Source organism: Acrocarpospora macrocephala, assembly GCF_009687865.1.
Taxonomy (GTDB): domain Bacteria; phylum Actinomycetota; class Actinomycetes; order Streptosporangiales; family Streptosporangiaceae; genus Acrocarpospora; species Acrocarpospora macrocephala.
On the sequence record NZ_BLAE01000069.1, the window covers coordinates 25996 to 40905 of the forward strand.

The 14910-nt window shown below is 70.8% G+C and carries 11 protein-coding genes; 5 read left to right on the forward strand and 6 right to left on the reverse strand.

Annotation, left to right across the window (positions count from 1 at the left end):
• Positions 1-24: 24 nt before the first annotated feature.
• On the reverse strand, positions 25-777 hold the full coding sequence (locus Amac_RS43085; protein WP_246269068.1) for a 3-oxoacyl-ACP reductase family protein: 753 nt from the start codon (positions 775-777) through the stop codon (positions 25-27).
• A 139-nt stretch (positions 778-916) separates the two neighbouring features.
• Here Amac_RS43085 and Amac_RS43090 point away from each other — a divergent pair, with 139 nt between their 5' ends.
• Positions 917-2470 (forward strand): FAD-dependent monooxygenase, encoded by a 1554-nt coding sequence (locus tag Amac_RS43090; protein ID WP_218041636.1) that lies wholly within the window; start codon positions 917-919, stop codon positions 2468-2470.
• Here Amac_RS43090 and Amac_RS43095 read toward each other — a convergent pair.
• Positions 2451-3917 carry an AfsR/SARP family transcriptional regulator gene (locus tag Amac_RS43095; RefSeq protein WP_218041637.1) on the reverse strand — a complete coding sequence of 489 codons (1467 nt, stop codon included), beginning with the start codon at positions 3915-3917 and terminating at the stop codon, positions 2451-2453. The two genes, Amac_RS43090 and Amac_RS43095, sit on opposite strands and share 20 nt — an antisense overlap.
• A 315-nt stretch (positions 3918-4232) precedes the next feature.
• Between Amac_RS43095 and Amac_RS43100 the strand changes: the two genes are divergently transcribed.
• Positions 4233-5144: an aldo/keto reductase gene (locus Amac_RS43100; protein ID WP_170322946.1), complete on the forward strand. Its 912-nt coding sequence runs from the start codon at positions 4233-4235 to the stop codon at positions 5142-5144.
• Here Amac_RS43100 and Amac_RS43105 read toward each other — a convergent pair.
• The 3 genes from Amac_RS43105 to Amac_RS43115 form a co-directional block, all read right to left on the reverse strand.
• Positions 5120-5788, reverse strand: a complete 669-nt coding sequence (locus tag Amac_RS43105; protein ID WP_155360229.1) for a response regulator — start codon at positions 5786-5788, stop codon at positions 5120-5122. The genes Amac_RS43100 and Amac_RS43105 overlap by 25 nt on opposite strands.
• Entirely contained in the window at positions 5769-6728 is a 960-nt protein-coding gene (locus Amac_RS43110; RefSeq protein WP_155360230.1) for a sensor histidine kinase, read from the reverse strand. Before Amac_RS43110 ends, Amac_RS43105 begins: the two co-directional genes overlap by 20 nt.
• Before the next feature lie 217 nt (positions 6729-6945).
• Complete coding sequence (locus Amac_RS43115; RefSeq protein ID WP_155360231.1) at positions 6946-7878, reverse strand: UbiA family prenyltransferase; 933 nt, start codon at positions 7876-7878, stop codon at positions 6946-6948.
• 211 nt (positions 7879-8089) lie between these two features.
• Between Amac_RS43115 and Amac_RS43120 the strand changes: the two genes are divergently transcribed.
• The 3 genes from Amac_RS43120 to Amac_RS43130 are packed head-to-tail and all read left to right on the forward strand — an operon-like array spanning position 8090 to position 13284.
• Positions 8090-8836: an AfsR/SARP family transcriptional regulator gene (locus Amac_RS43120; protein ID WP_155360232.1), complete on the forward strand. Its 747-nt coding sequence runs from the start codon at positions 8090-8092 to the stop codon at positions 8834-8836.
• Positions 8833-10572: a 2-isopropylmalate synthase gene (locus Amac_RS43125; protein ID WP_155360233.1), complete on the forward strand. Its 1740-nt coding sequence runs from the start codon at positions 8833-8835 to the stop codon at positions 10570-10572. Before Amac_RS43120 ends, Amac_RS43125 begins: the two co-directional genes overlap by 4 nt.
• A gap of 12 nt (positions 10573-10584) precedes the next feature.
• Positions 10585-13284, forward strand: a complete 2700-nt coding sequence (locus tag Amac_RS43130) for a helix-turn-helix transcriptional regulator (protein ID WP_246269069.1) — start codon at positions 10585-10587, stop codon at positions 13282-13284.
• Here the strand turns inward: Amac_RS43130 and Amac_RS43135 are convergent.
• Positions 13281-14687, reverse strand: a complete 1407-nt coding sequence (locus Amac_RS43135; protein ID WP_155360234.1) for an acyl-CoA carboxylase subunit beta — start codon at positions 14685-14687, stop codon at positions 13281-13283. The two genes, Amac_RS43130 and Amac_RS43135, sit on opposite strands and share 4 nt — an antisense overlap.
• Positions 14688-14910: the final 223 nt, after the last annotated feature.

The window sequence follows — 14910 nt, forward strand, 5'->3', positions numbered from 1 at the left end:
TCCAGGTTGGGGGTACCGGGGTCTTCAGCCGAGGCCGCCGCCGTGGGCGACCACGACAGCGCCGGAGATGTAGGACGCCTTGTCCGAGGCGAGGAAGCTGACGATCGAGGCGATCTCCTCGGGCCGCCCCATCCGGCCCAGCCGGATGCGGGACTCGTACTGCTTCCTGATCTCGGCGGGCACCCTGCGGGTCATGTCGGTGGCGACGAAACCAGGCGCGACGACGTTGGCGCGCACCCCGTGCGGGGCGGCCTCGTTGGACAGCGCCCGGGTGAACGCGATGATCGCGCCCTTGGACGCCACGTAGTTGGTCTGGCCGGGGAAGCCGCCGTCCAGGCCGCTGGTCGAGGACAGCGTCACGATCGCGCCGCTGCGCTGGTGCTGCATGAGACGCAGGCCTTCCCGGCAGGTCAGGAACGTGCCGGTCATGTTGATGTCCATCGGCTTGCGGAACTGCTCCAGGTTCATCGCGACGAGGTAGCGGTCCAGGGTGATGCCGGCGCTGGTCACCAGGACGTCCAGCCGGCCGCGGGTGGTGCGGATGTCGCGGAACATCTGCCGCACCGCGTCCTCATCGGTCACATCCGCCTGTACGGCCGTCCCGGTGCCGCCGCGCTCCTCGATGAGGGCGACGACCTCCTTGGCGTCCGCCTCGGAGCGGGCGTAGTTGACGATGACGTGCGCGCCCTCGGCGGCGAGGTCGAGCGCGACGGCCCGGCCGATGCCGCGGGAACCGCCCGTAACCAGGGCCACGGAGCCTTCGGCAAAGAGCATCATCGTCTCCAGATTCGCGGGACAATCACACTGCAAATAGTCCGTATCTTCACGAATCAAGCTACTAAGGCGCGATATCACGCCTGTATCACCGAGTTATCCCAGGATTGACGTGCATTAGCGGATATATGACTCTGGCGCAATGGACGAGCTGCGCAGCGAAAAAGTTGAAGTTTTGATCGTCGGCGGCGGCCCGGTCGGGCTGGCCGCGTCCATCGAGCTGTCCCGGTACGGAATATCGTCGCTGCTCGTCGAAAGGCACCCGGGCACCTCCCTTTTCCCGAAGGCGCGGCTGGTCTCCACCCGGACCATGGAGATCCTGCGCGCCTGGGGCCTCCAGGAGGAGGTGGAGCGGGCCGGCATGCCGCGCGAGGACGTGCTGGCGGTCGGCGTCGGCACCTCGCTGAGCGCCGACGACTACCTCCGCAAGGCGGCGGCCATCGCCGAGGACGCCGCGCAGAGCCCGACCTACACCTATCTCTGCTCGCAGGACATCCTCGAAGTGATCATGCGCAGGCTCGCCGAGTCGGCGGGTGACGTGCGCTTCGGCACCACCATGACGGACCTGTGCGTCGACCGGGACGGGGTCGAGGCGGTGCTGGAATCCGGCGGTGCCGCCACCAGGGTCAGCGCCCGCTACCTGATCGCCGCCGACGGCAGCCGCAGCGGCATCCGCGAGCGGCTCGGCATCGCCGTCGAGGGCCCGCCCCCGCTCGGCCACATGGTCAGCATCATGTTCGACGCCGACTTCGACTTCCTGCCCCCCGGCCGCCGGGCCGCCCTCTCCTTCGTCCGCAGCACCCCGGGCGGCGCGATCGAGGCGGTCGACAACCGCCGCCGCTGGATCATGCAGACCGGGTACGACCCCGCCAAGGGCGGCAGCGCCGACGACTTCACCGAGGAGTACTGCCTGGCCGCGGTGCGTTCGGCGATCGGCATCCCCGATCATCCGGTCCACATCGTCGGCGTGATGCCCTGGCTCCAGCAGGCCGTGGTGGCCGCCGAGTTCGCCAGGGACCCGGTCTACCTGGTCGGGGACGCCGCGCACGTGGCCACCCCGCAGGGCGGGTTCGGTATGAACTGCGGCATCCAGGACGCGCACAACCTGGCCTGGAAGCTGGCCGCCGTCCTGCGCGGCACGGCCGGCCCGGAACTGCTGGCCACCTATGCGGTGGAACGCCGTCCTGTCGCGGTCCGTACCGTGGACGAGAGCCTGGTCAACGCCATGATCACGTTTCGGATGATGGCCGGGCGGCTGTCCATGCACGAGGCGATCGAGCAACAGGCGGGGCGGCGCGGGTCGGAAGGGCTGGTGCTGGGATTCCACTACGAGTCGGCCGGCGTCGTCCCGGATGGCACGCCGGAGCCCGCGCCGGCGGATCCGTACCGGACATATGTGGCGACCGCCCGGCCGGGGCACCGCGCGCCGCACGTCTGGGTGTCGCCGGGGGTGTCCACGCTCGACCTGCTCGGCCCATCGTTCACGCTGCTCACCGCGCCGGGGAGCGGGTGGGCGCGGGCCGCGGCGGGGGTGGCGGTCGTGGAGATCGATTCGACCGAGTGGGCCGAGGAGTACGGCGTCGGCGCCGACGGCGCGGTTCTGGTGCGCCCTGACGGTCATGTCGGCTGGCGCACCCAGAACGCGGATTTCGCCGAGCTGGAGAAGGCGCTGAGCGTCATCCTGGCCAGGTCGTGACGTGCCTGCCCCGGGAGCGCATCCGGGCCGCGCCCATCCGCAGCCGCAGCGGGTTGCCGAAGGAGTGCGCCAGCAGGTCGGTCACGGCCTGCGCCTCGACCTTGCCGACCAGCAGATCGGCCAGTTCCCTGGCGGCCTCGGTGCCGAGCGGGCGGACGAACTCGCGGTGCGCGCCCTGCCGGGCCACCAGCTCGTCCAGCGGATTGGTGCTGGTCACGAGCACCCGGCAGTTCGCGCCGCCGGGCAGCAGCGGCAGCACCTGGGCGCCGTCCCTGGCCCGGTCCAGCACCACGACCAGCCGGCGGCGGGCCGTCCAGCTGCGGAACAGCGCGACCTTCTCGGCGCGGTCGGCGGGCAGGTCGGCGCGGGGCACGCCGAGCGCGCGCAGGAACCGGTCCAGCACGACGGCGGGCTCGGCCTCGTCCAGGTCGGCGAAGAGGTGGCCGTCGGGGAACCAGTCGGCCCGGTCGTGCGCCCACTGCAACGCCAGCGCGGTCTTGCCGACGCCGACCGGGCCGCTCAGCACGGTGGTGCCGGGCAGCGCCACCTCGGGGTCGGGCCGCAGCACCGCGTCCAGCGCGGCCATCTCCTCACCCCGGCCGACGAAGGGCACGACCCGCGGCGGGAGCTGGGACGGCACGACCATCCCGGCCCGGGGCACGGGCTGCCGCATCAGGCTGGACTCGTCGCGCAGGATCTGGTCGTGCAGGTGGCGCAGCGCGGGGCCGGGCTCCAGGCCGATCTGGTCGCGCAGGTAGCGGCGGGTCTCCTGGTAGGTGCGCAGCGCGTCGGCGCGGCGGCCGGCCCGGTAGTGGGCCAGCATGAGCAGGGCCCGGACCCGCTCCCGGAACGGGTGCTCGGCGACCAGCGCCAGCAGTTCGGGAATCACCTGGTGGTGCTGGCCGAGCTCGATCTCCAGCTCCAGGCAGGCCTCGGCGGCCTCCAGCCGGGACTCCTCCATCCGGGCCACGTCGTAGCGCAGGCCCCGGATGTCCTCGAACGGGTTCCCGCGCCACAGCGCGAGCGCCTCCCGCAGCAGCCGGACCGCCTCTTCCCGGTTCTTGCCCGCGACCTCGCGACGGGAGCGGGCCACCAGGGCCCGGAACTGCAGCCAGTCGACGCTGTCGGGGGCCGGGCGGATCAGGTAGCCGGGGCTGGACGTCTCGATCGCGCCGGCGCCCAGGATGCGGCGGAGCCGGGACACGCAGATGGCGATCTGGCGGCGCGCGCTACGCGGGGCGGACCCGGCCCAGACCGTCTCGATCAGGCGGTCGACGCTGACCACGCGGCCCGCGTTGAGCACCAGGCTGGCCAGGATCGCCAGCTCGCGGCTGGCGCAGATCTGCAGCTCGGCGCCGTCCCTGAGCACCTGCATGGGGCCGAGCAGGCGGAATCTGAGGCCCTCGTCCATCATCGGGCCCGCACAGGTATCGGGAAATTTCCACATGGTAGGGAAATTGCTAGTAGGGAAGGTATTACACTGCCGTCATGCGGAGGTAACATGAAGCGATATTTTTGCGCCATTTAAGAATCTCTCCCGCAGATTGCTGGAGGGGGATCCGCTACTTCCGAACCTAATGAATAGGCCTGCCATCCCGGCACCCCTAGGCGCCCCCTGACACCCCCTGACGCCGGCGCCCGATAAGGGTTCCCCTATTTCTCCGGGAACCAGCGGCGTTCAGACCGCCGCTTGTACGCTTTTGACCGGGCTTTGACCGGCGCAGGCTATCAATGGAATCAACCGGCGCGCTAAGGGGGGCAATTGCGTTACACGAGGCTCGGGCGGGACGGCCCGATGATCTCCAGTATCGGGCTCGGCACGCTCGCGCTGTCCGGGGCGTACGGGCCGGTGGACCCCGGCGACGCGTTCGACCTGATCGGCCGCGCGCTGGACGCGGGCGTCAGCTTCGTCGACACCGCCGACCGGTACGACGACGGCCAGGTCGAGCGCCTGATCGGCCGGGCGGTCGCGAGCCGCCGCGAGGAGATCGTCATCGCCACCCGGGGCAGCGGCACCGCGCAGGCGTGCGAGGCGTCGCTGAAACGGCTCGGCGTCGACGCCATCGACCTCTACTACCTGAGCCCGCACCAGGACGCCCCGATCGAGGAGGGCATGTCCCAGCTGGCCGACCTGGTCAAAGCCGGAAAGATCCGCCATGTCGGCCTGTCCAACGGCTCGCTGCGGCAGCTCCGCCAGGCCCATGCCGTGCATCCGGTCGCCGCGCTCGCGGTGGAGTACTCGCTGTGGGGGCTGCGCGCCGAGCCCGATCTGCTGGCCGAGGTCCCGCAGCTGGGCATCAGCGTGGTGGCCGCGCGCCCGGTCGGCCGGGGTTTCCTCACCGGCCGCATCCGCTCCGCCGACCAGCTGACGCCCGGCGACTGGCGGCACCGCGACCCCCGCTTCCAGCCCGCCAGCCTGCACCGCGAGCTGGGCCCGCTGCGCGAGGTCGAGGACGTCGCCGCCCGGCTGGACCTCGGCGCGGGCCGGCTCGCGATCGGCTGGCTGCTGTCCCAGGGCGAGCACGTCGTCCCGGTGCCGAGCACCCGCGACCAGATCCATCTGGAGATGAACCTCGCCGCCTCCGAGGTCACCCTCGCCCCCGACATCCGGGACAAGCTCGGCCGGATCTTCCCGCCCGGGGCGGCGGATCAGTCCGACTCCCTCCTGCTCTGAGCCGGGATCAGCGACGCGGCCAGCGCCTTGTTGACCGCGTCGATCCGGGAGACCGCGTTGAGCTTCACGAAGATGTTCCGCATGTGCCGCTTCACGGTCGCCTCGGCGAGCCCGAGCCGGCGGGCGATCTGCAGGTTGCTCAGCGCCTGCGCCGCCAGCTGCAGGATCTCCTTCTCCTTGTCGGTCAGCACCCCCGCCTGCGGGCCTTCCACCTGGGCCAGGCTGGTCCGGGACACGGCGAGCACGACCCGGCCCGGGTCCTCGTACACGCTCCGGACGGCCGCGATCAGCTCGTGCCGGTGGATGCTCTTGAGCAGGTAGCCGCTGATCCCGGCCGCCAGCAGGCGGGTGAGCAGCTGCGGGCCGTCGTACATGCTCAGAATGATGATCTGCGTGCACGGCGACAGCGCCCGGATCCGGGTGACGGTCTCGGTCACCTCGTCACCGGGGATCTCGACGTCCAGCAGCACCACGTTCGGGCGGGTGTCCTCGACCAGCTGTACGGCGTCGGCCGAGTTGCCCGCCTCGCCGACGATGGCCAGGTCGGCGGTGGATTCGAGGATCTCCCGCAGGCCCTCCCGGAACAGGGCGTGGTCGTCCACGAGCGCGACCGAGATCTTGCCGTCAGAGCTGCTCGGACTCACGGGACTGCCTCTTGAGCGGGATGAACAGCTCGACCAGGCAGCCGTTGCCCGGTTCGCTGGTGATCGCCAACCGGCCGCCGAGCAGCTCGGCCCTTTCCCGCATCGAGGTCAGCCCGACCCCGCCGTTGCGGACCCTGGGCCGGGACGGCTCGAAGCCCCGGCCGTTGTCCTGCACGAACGCCTGGAGCACATGCGGGGCGATGTCCACCCGCATCAGGATCACCGTCGGCGTGCCGTGGGTCAGCGCGTTCCTGGTCGCCTCGCGGATGATCAGGAAGGACTCGTCCAGGACGCGCGGCTCGGCCCACGACTCGTCGCCGTTCACGTCCAGGCCGACCGAGACCGTGTCCTCCTCGACCGCTTCGAGGAAGCCGAGCAGCGCCTTCTCCAGGCTCTTGACCGGCACCTGCGGGTGCAGCTCCGAGGTGATCTGGCGGAGGTTCTCCATCGCCTCCCTGATGGCCTGCTGGGCGACCCCGATCTTGATGGCCGCCCGGGCCGGGTCGGTGCCGCGGTGCAGTTCCGACAGCGCGAGCTGCTGGTGCGCGACGCTGATGCCGTGGCCGATCCGGTCGTGCAGCTCGCGCGCGATCCGGCGCCGCTCCTCCTCCTGCACCTCCTGGACCTGGTTGAGCAGGAACCCCGTGTAGCTCTCGGAGGCCTCCCTGACCCGGCGCGACAGGCTCTCCTCCATGCCGGTGGCGACCAGCGCGAACGTGTCGGAAGGGCGATCGGAATCGGCCGCTATTCGCCGCGCCAGATGCGTCAGCGCGGACTTGAAGAAAAGTGAGCCCGCCTCAAGAGAGGCCCTCGGATGAACTCCGGAAGCGGCCCTACTGATGCCGACTTCCCAGGCGTGAAATTTATAAAGGTCGTTGACCTGCACTTTTCCGGTGCGTAGCGTCGCGGCCACGTCGTCGAGGACGTACTGGGCGGTCATAAGAGCCTGGCGGATGGCGCTCGGATCCGCGGAGAGCGCGTTACCGGTGGCTTGCAGCTCCGACTCGAATTCCGAAAGGATTTCGGCCCGGCACGCATCTACGAATCTCGCTGGATCGCTCCCGGCCCCGAATTCAGCACCCAAGGAAGCCCCTCCGCTTTGGGACGCGTGAGACCCTTACTATCTCTCACTTACGTCTGCAAAGCAACATATCCTGTCAGATATTGGAGAACAGGACGGTAATGTGAACGATATGTTGTGTGGCCATGAACGCTCGGTAAGGTCTACGTCGGCGACTCCGGTCGGCGCCGGCATCCGCCGCGCGGCCGGCCAGGGTGACCGCCACCGCGCCGACGAGCATGGCCAGCGCGGCCCAGGCGAGCGGCACCCCGAGGGCCAGGCTGACCACGCAGAATGACGCCGCCAGGATCAGCGCGGCGGCCGACATGACATTGCTGGTCACCCTCGCGCCGCAGGTCACGGCGATGGTGCGCCGGCCGGCGGCGGCGTCCCCCGCGATGTCGGACAGGTCCTTGGCCGGCACGCCGACGAGCGTCATCCAGCAGGTCGCGGCCACCGCGAACATGATGAGCGGGATCGGCGTGGACTCGCCCGCGCCGCCGATGACCACGGTGAACCCGCCCCAGTAGGCCAGCAGCCCCGACCCGCAGAGCACCACGATGGTGCCGCCGGACCGGCTCTTCAGGTGGAACGGCGCGCCCGAGTACAGGTACCCGAGGACCAGGTTGGCCGCGATCACCCAGGTCATCGCGCCGGGCAGCCCGGCGGTGACCACCAGCGACACGACCGCGGCGGCCGCGGCGACCCAGGCCGCCACGCGCGGGTCCAGGTCGCCCCGGGCGATCGGCCGGCGGGACCCGTTCACCTGGTCCTCGGTGACGTCCGAGACCCCGTTCCCGACGTAGATCGCGAAGATCGACAACACCCAGGCGGCAGCGCCCTGCAGCACCTCCGCCGGTGCCGGGGCGACGGCGACCGGCAGCGCCAGCATCGCCCCCGCCAGGAACCTCAGCATGGACACGGCCAGCACGGCCGGCCGGGCCTCGACCACGCAGAATCGCAGCACTCGCGCCGCGCTCATGAGGGCGGAGGTGCCGGACGCCCGGCCCGATGCCCATGTACTTGCCATGACCGGATTGTTACGCCGGGACGGTCATCCGTTAAGGGGATAATCCGAGAGTTGTAGGCCGCAATACAACTTTTGATACCCCCCCTTACCACTCCGGGCTACTTTCCCTGAACTGCTGATTCCCGGTCTTGTCGGGTGGGGGTGACCCTTATTAGCTTGGGGCCAGCGGAATAAGGGTCGTACAACTTTCAACAAGACCTTAGGGAATCAGATGCCGGATTTCAAGCTGCTGGGCCCGACCGAGGTGCTGGACGGCGACGGCCATTCTCACACCCCCGGTGGCCCCAAGCTCCGGCAGGTGCTGGCGCTGCTGGCGCTCAATGCGGGAAAAGTCGTCAGCGTCGACGTCTTCGTCACGGAATTGTGGGGCGAGGTCGCCAAGAAGGCCGAGATAAAGACGCTGCAGACGCATATCTACCATCTGCGCCAGGTGCTGGCCGGCGGCATCGTCGCCACCCAGGCGCCCGGCTACGCGCTGCGGGTCGATCCGCACCGGGTCGACGCCCTGGTCTTTCCCCGCCTGGTCGACCGGGCCGCCGAGCACCAGCAGGTGGGCGACCACCGGGCCGCCGAGCTGGTCCTCCGCGACGCGCTGGCCATGTGGACCGGGCCGGCGCTGGCCGATGTGCGGCTCGGGCCGGCGCTCGCGCCGTACGCGACGGCCCTGCACGAGCGGCGGCTGCGCGCGCAGGAGATGCACATGGACGCCAGGATCAGCCTGGGCCTGCACGGCGAGGTCATCGAGGAGCTGCGCATGCTGGTCGCCGCCCATCCACTCAACGAGAACTTCCACGCCCAGCTCATCACCGCGCTCAGCCACACCGGCCGGCGCACCGACGCGCGGCACGCCTACGAAGGGCTGCGCGCGCTCCTGCACGCCGAACTCGGCGTCGGGCCGTCATTCGCCATCCCCGATCCGCACGTCAGGAGCCATCCAGGAAAGGAAATCCGACGATGAAGGGTGTCGAGCGTTATTCCGGATTCACCCCCCTAGCTCTGACCGACCGCACCTGGCCGGGAAACCGCATCACCGCGGCGCCGCGCTGGCTCTCCACCGACCTCAGGGACGGCAACCAGTCGCTCGCCGATCCGATGACACCCGAGCGGAAACTCCTGATGTTCGACCTTCTGGTCGGGATCGGCTACAAGGAGATCGAGGTCGGTTTCCCGGTGGCCAGCCGGAGCGACCACGACTTCGTCCGGATGCTGATCGAAGGCGACCGCATCCCGGACGACGTCCGGATCACCGTGCTCACCCAGGCCCGCGAGGACCAGATCCGGCGCACCGTCGAGTCCGTGCGCGGCACGAGCCGGGCGCTCGTGCACATCTACAACGCGACCTCCCCCCTGTTCCGCCGCACCGTGTTCAACCTGGACCGGGCGGGCGTGCGGGACCTCGCCGTCCAGGGCACCCGGACGATGCTGGACCACGCCGAGCGGGTGCTGCGCGACTGCGACCTGGCCTTCCAGTACTCCCCCGAGCTGTTCAACGAGACCGAGGCGGACTTCGCCCTCGAGGTGTGCGAGGCCGTCATGGACGTCTGGCAGCCCGAGCGCGGGCGCGGCATCATCCTCAACTTCCCGACGACGGTCGAGCGGTCGCTCCCGAACGTCTTCGCCGACCAGATCGAGTGGCTGCACCGCAACCTGTCCAGGCGCGAGCACGTCTGCCTGTCGGTGCACCCGCACAACGACCGGGGCACCGGGGTCGCCGCCGCCGAACTGGCCCTGCTGGCCGGCGCCGAGCGGATCGAAGGCTGCCTGTTCGGCAACGGCGAGCGCGCCGGCAACGTCTGCCTGGTCACGCTCGCGATGAACCTGTACAGCCACGGCGTCGACCCCGGCATCGACTTCTCCGACATCAACGCGGTCCGGCGCACGGTCGAGCGGTGCACCGGACTGCCGGTCCATCCGCGCCACCCCTACGGCGGCGATCTCGTCTACACCGCGTTCTCCGGGTCGCACCAGGACGCCATCAAGAAGGGCTTCGACGCGCTCGAAAGGCAGGCCGCCGAGACCGGCGTGCGCCCGGACGCGCTGCCGTGGCAGGTGCCGTACCTGCCGGTGGATCCCAAGAACGTGGGCCGCACGTACGAGGCGGTGGTCCGGGTGAACGGGCAGTCCGGCAAGGGTGGCGTGGCGTACATCATGAGCGCCTGGCACGGCCTGAACCTGCCGCGCGGTCTGCAGGCCGACCTGTCCGCGCGGGTGCAGCGGCAGGCGGACGCGGGCGGCGGCGAGCTGAGCCCGAGCCGGATCGGCGCGCTGTTCGCCGAGGAGTACCTCTACCACGGCGACCCGTCCGACCCGCTCCAGGTGGGCCGCGAACCGCTCGCGACGGCCCTGCACGTGGACGGCGGGTTCGACGTCAGCGGCGATCAGGCCGACGCGTTCCGCACCCTCGGCTCGGTGCTGAGCCCGTGGGGCATCCAGGTCGGCGTCGTGCACCGGACCGGGCGGCCGCTGGACCACGCGGATCTCACCCCGAACCAGGCGGTCCGGTCGGGCGACGAGACCGTGATCTACGCCGAGTGCCGCAGCGGCGGAGCCGTCGCCTGGGGCGCGGGCATCGACAGGGACATCGCGGCGGCGGCCTTCTCCGCCGTCCGCGCGGCGGCCGACCGGCTCGCCCGCGACGGTCATCTGGACGGCGGCGAACCCGCCTCCCACCGGCTAGCCGCTGCCGGGCACTAAGGAGGAAAGACGGTGGACGACAGACGTGAGGGTATGGCGACCCTGCGGGCGCTGCTGGCCGAGGCGGTCGCGGGCAAGGGCAGGATCGCGATGGTCACCGGCGCGGTGGCGACCGGCAAGAGCGAGCTGCTGTACGCGATCGCCGAGCGCGCCTTCGACCTGGGCGCGCTGCACCTGACGGCCACCGGTTCACCGGCTGAGAGCGGGCTGCCGCTGGGCGTGCTGTCCCAGCTCCTGCACCACGCGCCGCTGCTGGACCAGCAGCGGGTCACCACGCTCAGCCTGCTGGACGAGGGCGTCCGCTCGCAGCTGTCCAGGGACCCGGCGGCCACCGAGTCGATCGAGCACGTGGACGTGCAGATCGTGGACGCCCTCTGCACGGTCCTGCTGGAACTGGCCGAACGCTGCCCGCTGGTGATCGCGGTCGACGACGTGCACCACGCCGACCGCGCCTCCCAGCTGTGCCTGGCCTACCTGGCCAGGCGGGTCAAGTTCGCCAACGTCATGCTCGTGCTCAGCGCCGCGGAACACAGCCCCCACCTGCGCACCCTCTTCCACACCGAGATACTCAGGCAGCCGCACTGCCGGCCGGTACGGCTCACGCACCTGTCCCGCGACGGCGTCGACGCCCGGCTCGGCGAGGACGCCGCCCGCCGGTTCGGCGCGGTCGTGCACGCGCTGAGCGGCGGCAACCGGCTGCTCGTCGACGCCCTGCTGGAGGACCTCCAGACCACCGGCGCCCCCGGCGACCGCTACGGCGAAGCGGTTCTCGCGTGCGTGCGCAGGCTCGGACCGTACGTCCAGGAGACGGCCCAGGGCCTGGCGGTGCTGGGCGAGCCCGGCTCGATCGGCCGCCTGCTCGGCCGCGGCGAGAGCGAAGCCGCCGTCGCCAAGTCGCTGCAGGCGCTGGCCGGGGCCGGGCTGCTGGCCGACGGCCGGTTCCGGCACGAGGCGGCGCGCTCGGCCGTGCTGGCGGAACTGGACGCCGCCGACCGCATCCACCTGCACCGCCGCGCCGCCGAACTGGCCCACCGCGACGGCGCGACGGCCGATGTCGTGGCCGGCCACCTCCTGCACGCCAGCCACGCGGGCGACCCGTGGGCGCTGTCGGCCCTGGAGGAGGCGGCCAGGCTCGAGTTGCGCGACAACGGCGTGGAATCCGCCATCGAGTACCTCAAGCTGGCCTGGCGCACCTGCGACGACGAGCGCCGCCGGGCCAGAATCGCCACCACGCTGGTCCGGGCCGAATGGCGGATCAACCCCAGCACCCCCGTCGGCCACCTGGCCGGACTGACCGACGCCCTGCACAAGGGCCACCTCGGCGGCGGCGACACCGTCATCCTGGCCAAGGCACTGCTCTGGCACGGCCACACCCAGGACGCCATGGACGTCCTGGGCCGCCTGCGCGAGCTCGGCGAACCCGACCGGGAGACCGCGGCCGAACTCGCCGCCGCCCGCCCGTGGTTCCGCGCCCTCTACCCGTCGTTCCTGCCGCACCTGCCGGAGGTCGGCGCCGTCGTGTCCTCCTTTGGCGTCGGCCGCCGGATCCAGTCGGCCGGAGCGCTCGCCGACGTGCTCACCCACGGTCCGCGCGAGGAGACCATGGCCACCGCCGAGCACATCCTGCGCGGCTGCCGCCTGGATGAGATGACCATGGACACGGTCGAGACGGCGCTGCTGGCCCTCACCTACACCGACCGCCCCGGCCGCGCCGCCCCCTGGTGCGACGCCTTCATCGCCGAGGCCGAAACCCGCCGCGCCCCCAGCCGCCAGGCCCGCCTGGCGGCCATCCGCGCCGAGATCGGCCTCCGGGGAGGCGACTTGGCCGCGGCGGCCGCGGACGCGCGGCACGCCTTGGAGATCATCCCGGCGGGGAGCTGGGGGGTGGCCGTGGGCGGACCGCTGGGCACCCTGCTGCTGGCCGGGGCCGCGATGGGCCGACTGGACGATTGCCTGGCCGAGTTCAACCTGCCCATTCCCGACGCCATGCTGGAGACTCGGTTCGGCTTGCAGTACCTGCGGGGCAAGGGCCGTTTCAACCTGATGGCCGGCCAGCCCGATCAGGCCCTGCGAGACTTCTTGCTGTGCGGCGAGCTGATGACCCGGTGGGAGCTGGACGTCCCCAGCTTCATCGCGTGGCGCTTGGACGCCGCCGAAGCGCTGATCGCGTTACGGAACAACGATGAGGCCCGGCGGCTGGTGAACGAGCAGCTCTCCCGGTGCGGGCGCCAGTCCCAGCGGGTGCGGGGTTCGGCGTTACGCTTGCTGGCCGCCGTCAGCGAGGTTCGCCACCGGCCGATGCTCCTGCGGCAGGCCGCCGATCTGCTCCAGGCGGGGGGCGATCGGTACGAGTACGCCCGGTTGCTGTTCGACCTCACCGAGGCCTATCACGCCACGGGCGAATATCGCCGGGCCGGGATGCTCGGGCAGCGCGCCCGCGCCCTGGCCAAGGAGTGCCACGCCGAGTCGCTGCGCCGGGCGCTGCCCCGGATGGATCGGGATGATCCTGCCGGCGTTCCGGTGCTGCTCAGCGACGCCGAACGCCGGGTGGCGGAGCTTGCCGCCGAGGGGTATACGAACCGGGAGATCTCCGCGCGGCTGTTCATCACGGTCAGCACGGTCGAGCAGCATATGACCCGCGTGTTCCGCAAGCTGAAGGTGTCCCGCCGGACGGAGTTGCCGGAGAGCCTCGGGCATGACGCGCGAACTTAGAGCGGAATGTTGTTGTGTCGTCCTCGTGCGTAGGGGGCTTGGTCGAGAGCCTCGGCCAGGCGGAATCGGGTGGAGTCGGGGGAAATGACCTCGTCGACGACGCCGAGCGCGAGTGCGCGTTGGACGCCGCCGGAGACGCGGAGGTGCTCCTCGGTGAGGTGTGCCTTCAGGGCGGCGCGCTCGTCGTCAGGGGCGGCGGCCAGGGCCTTGCGGTGCAGAATGCCGACGGCGGATTCGGCGCCCATGACCGCGACTTCGGCGTCCGGCCAGGCGAAGACCGCGGTGGCGCCGAGGGAGCGGGAGTTCATCGCGATGTACGCGCCGCCATACGACTTGCGGGTGATCAGGGTGACCCGGGGGACGACCGATTCGGCGAAGGCGTGCAAGAGTTTCGCGCCGCGACGGACGACACCGTCCCATTCCTGGGCGATGCCGGGCAGATAGCCGGGTACGTCGACTAGCACCACCAAGGGCACGCCGAGCGAGTCGCACATCCGTACAAACCGGGAGGCCTTTTCGGCGGAGAGGGTGTCCAGGCAGCCGCCCTTGCGGATCGGGTTGTTGGCCAGCACGCCCACCGAGCGCCCGCCGAGGCGGCCGAGGCCGACCAGGATGTTGGCGGCCCAGCGGGGCTGGAGCTCCTGGAATCCTTCGTCGACGATCGCGTGCACGAGCGGGCGGACGTCGTACGCGCGGCGCGGCGAGTCGGGCAGGAACGCGGCCAGGTCGCGGCGTTCGGACAGCGCGCCGAGGTCGAAACCGCCGGGCCGGGTGAAGATGCCGGTGAGGCGGCGGGCCTGCTGGTACGCCTCATCCTCGCCGCCGACGACCATGTGGGCGACGCCGGATTTGGGGCCGTGCGCCTCGGGGCCGCCGAGGCCGGCCATGTCGATGCGCTCGCCGGTGACGCTGCGGACGATCTCGGGGCCGGTGATGAAGATCCGCGCGTCCTCGGCCATGATCACGATGTCGGTGAGGGCGGGCCCGTACGCGGCGGCTCCAGCGGCGGGGCCAAGGACGACCGAGATCTGCGGGATCACGCCGGAAACCCTGGTCATCGCGGCGAACATGCGGCCCACGCCGTGCATCGACTCGACGCCGTCCGCCAGGCGCGCGCCGCCCGAGTGCCACAGGCCGATCACCGGGCAGCCGAGACGTTCGGCCGCGCCGATGGCCTCCACGATGTGCTCCGCACCGGCCGCCCCAAGCGCGCCGCCCATCCGGGTCGCGTCGGTGCAGTACGCGACGACAGGCGAGCCGTCCACCCGCCCGCAGACGGCCTGGACGCCGCTGTCATCGTCCGCGTGCAAGGGCACCGGCGAGTCGGGGTCAAGCAACCGGCCCAGCCGGACCTCTGGGGCCCGGTGGTCCATCTCGATTTCGACGATCGGCATGGCAGTCATTCGCGAATCCCAACAGCTCGGCGATATCGCCGAATGTGCCAAGCCGCGCCCGCGGCGGCCAACCCCTATTTTCCCCTATCCCTATTTCCAGCCCGTACGGCCCGGCCCGGCAGGCCGGTGACCCGCGAAAACACGGCAATGGCAACTTGTGACCGGCACTTCTCCTGATTGACCGCCATCTCACATTCCCGTTTTCTCGTCGTGATCACGATGATCGCAACGA

Coding starts and splice junctions, on each gene's coding strand:
- Amac_RS43110 (WP_155360230.1), bottom strand. CDS start 6,728: ATGACCGCCCAGTACGTCCTCGACGACGTGGCCGCGACGCTACGCACC.
- Amac_RS43120 (WP_155360232.1), top strand. CDS start 8,090: ATGCCGGATTTCAAGCTGCTGGGCCCGACCGAGGTGCTGGACGGCGAC.
- Amac_RS43095 (WP_218041637.1), bottom strand. CDS start 3,917: ATGTGGAAATTTCCCGATACCTGTGCGGGCCCGATGATGGACGAGGGC.
- Amac_RS43125 (WP_155360233.1), top strand. CDS start 8,833: ATGAAGGGTGTCGAGCGTTATTCCGGATTCACCCCCCTAGCTCTGACC.
- Amac_RS43085 (WP_246269068.1), bottom strand. CDS start 777: ATGATGCTCTTTGCCGAAGGCTCCGTGGCCCTGGTTACGGGCGGTTCC.
- Amac_RS43115 (WP_155360231.1), bottom strand. CDS start 7,878: ATGGCAAGTACATGGGCATCGGGCCGGGCGTCCGGCACCTCCGCCCTC.
- Amac_RS43090 (WP_218041636.1), top strand. CDS start 917: ATGGACGAGCTGCGCAGCGAAAAAGTTGAAGTTTTGATCGTCGGCGGC.
- Amac_RS43135 (WP_155360234.1), bottom strand. CDS start 14,687: ATGACTGCCATGCCGATCGTCGAAATCGAGATGGACCACCGGGCCCCA.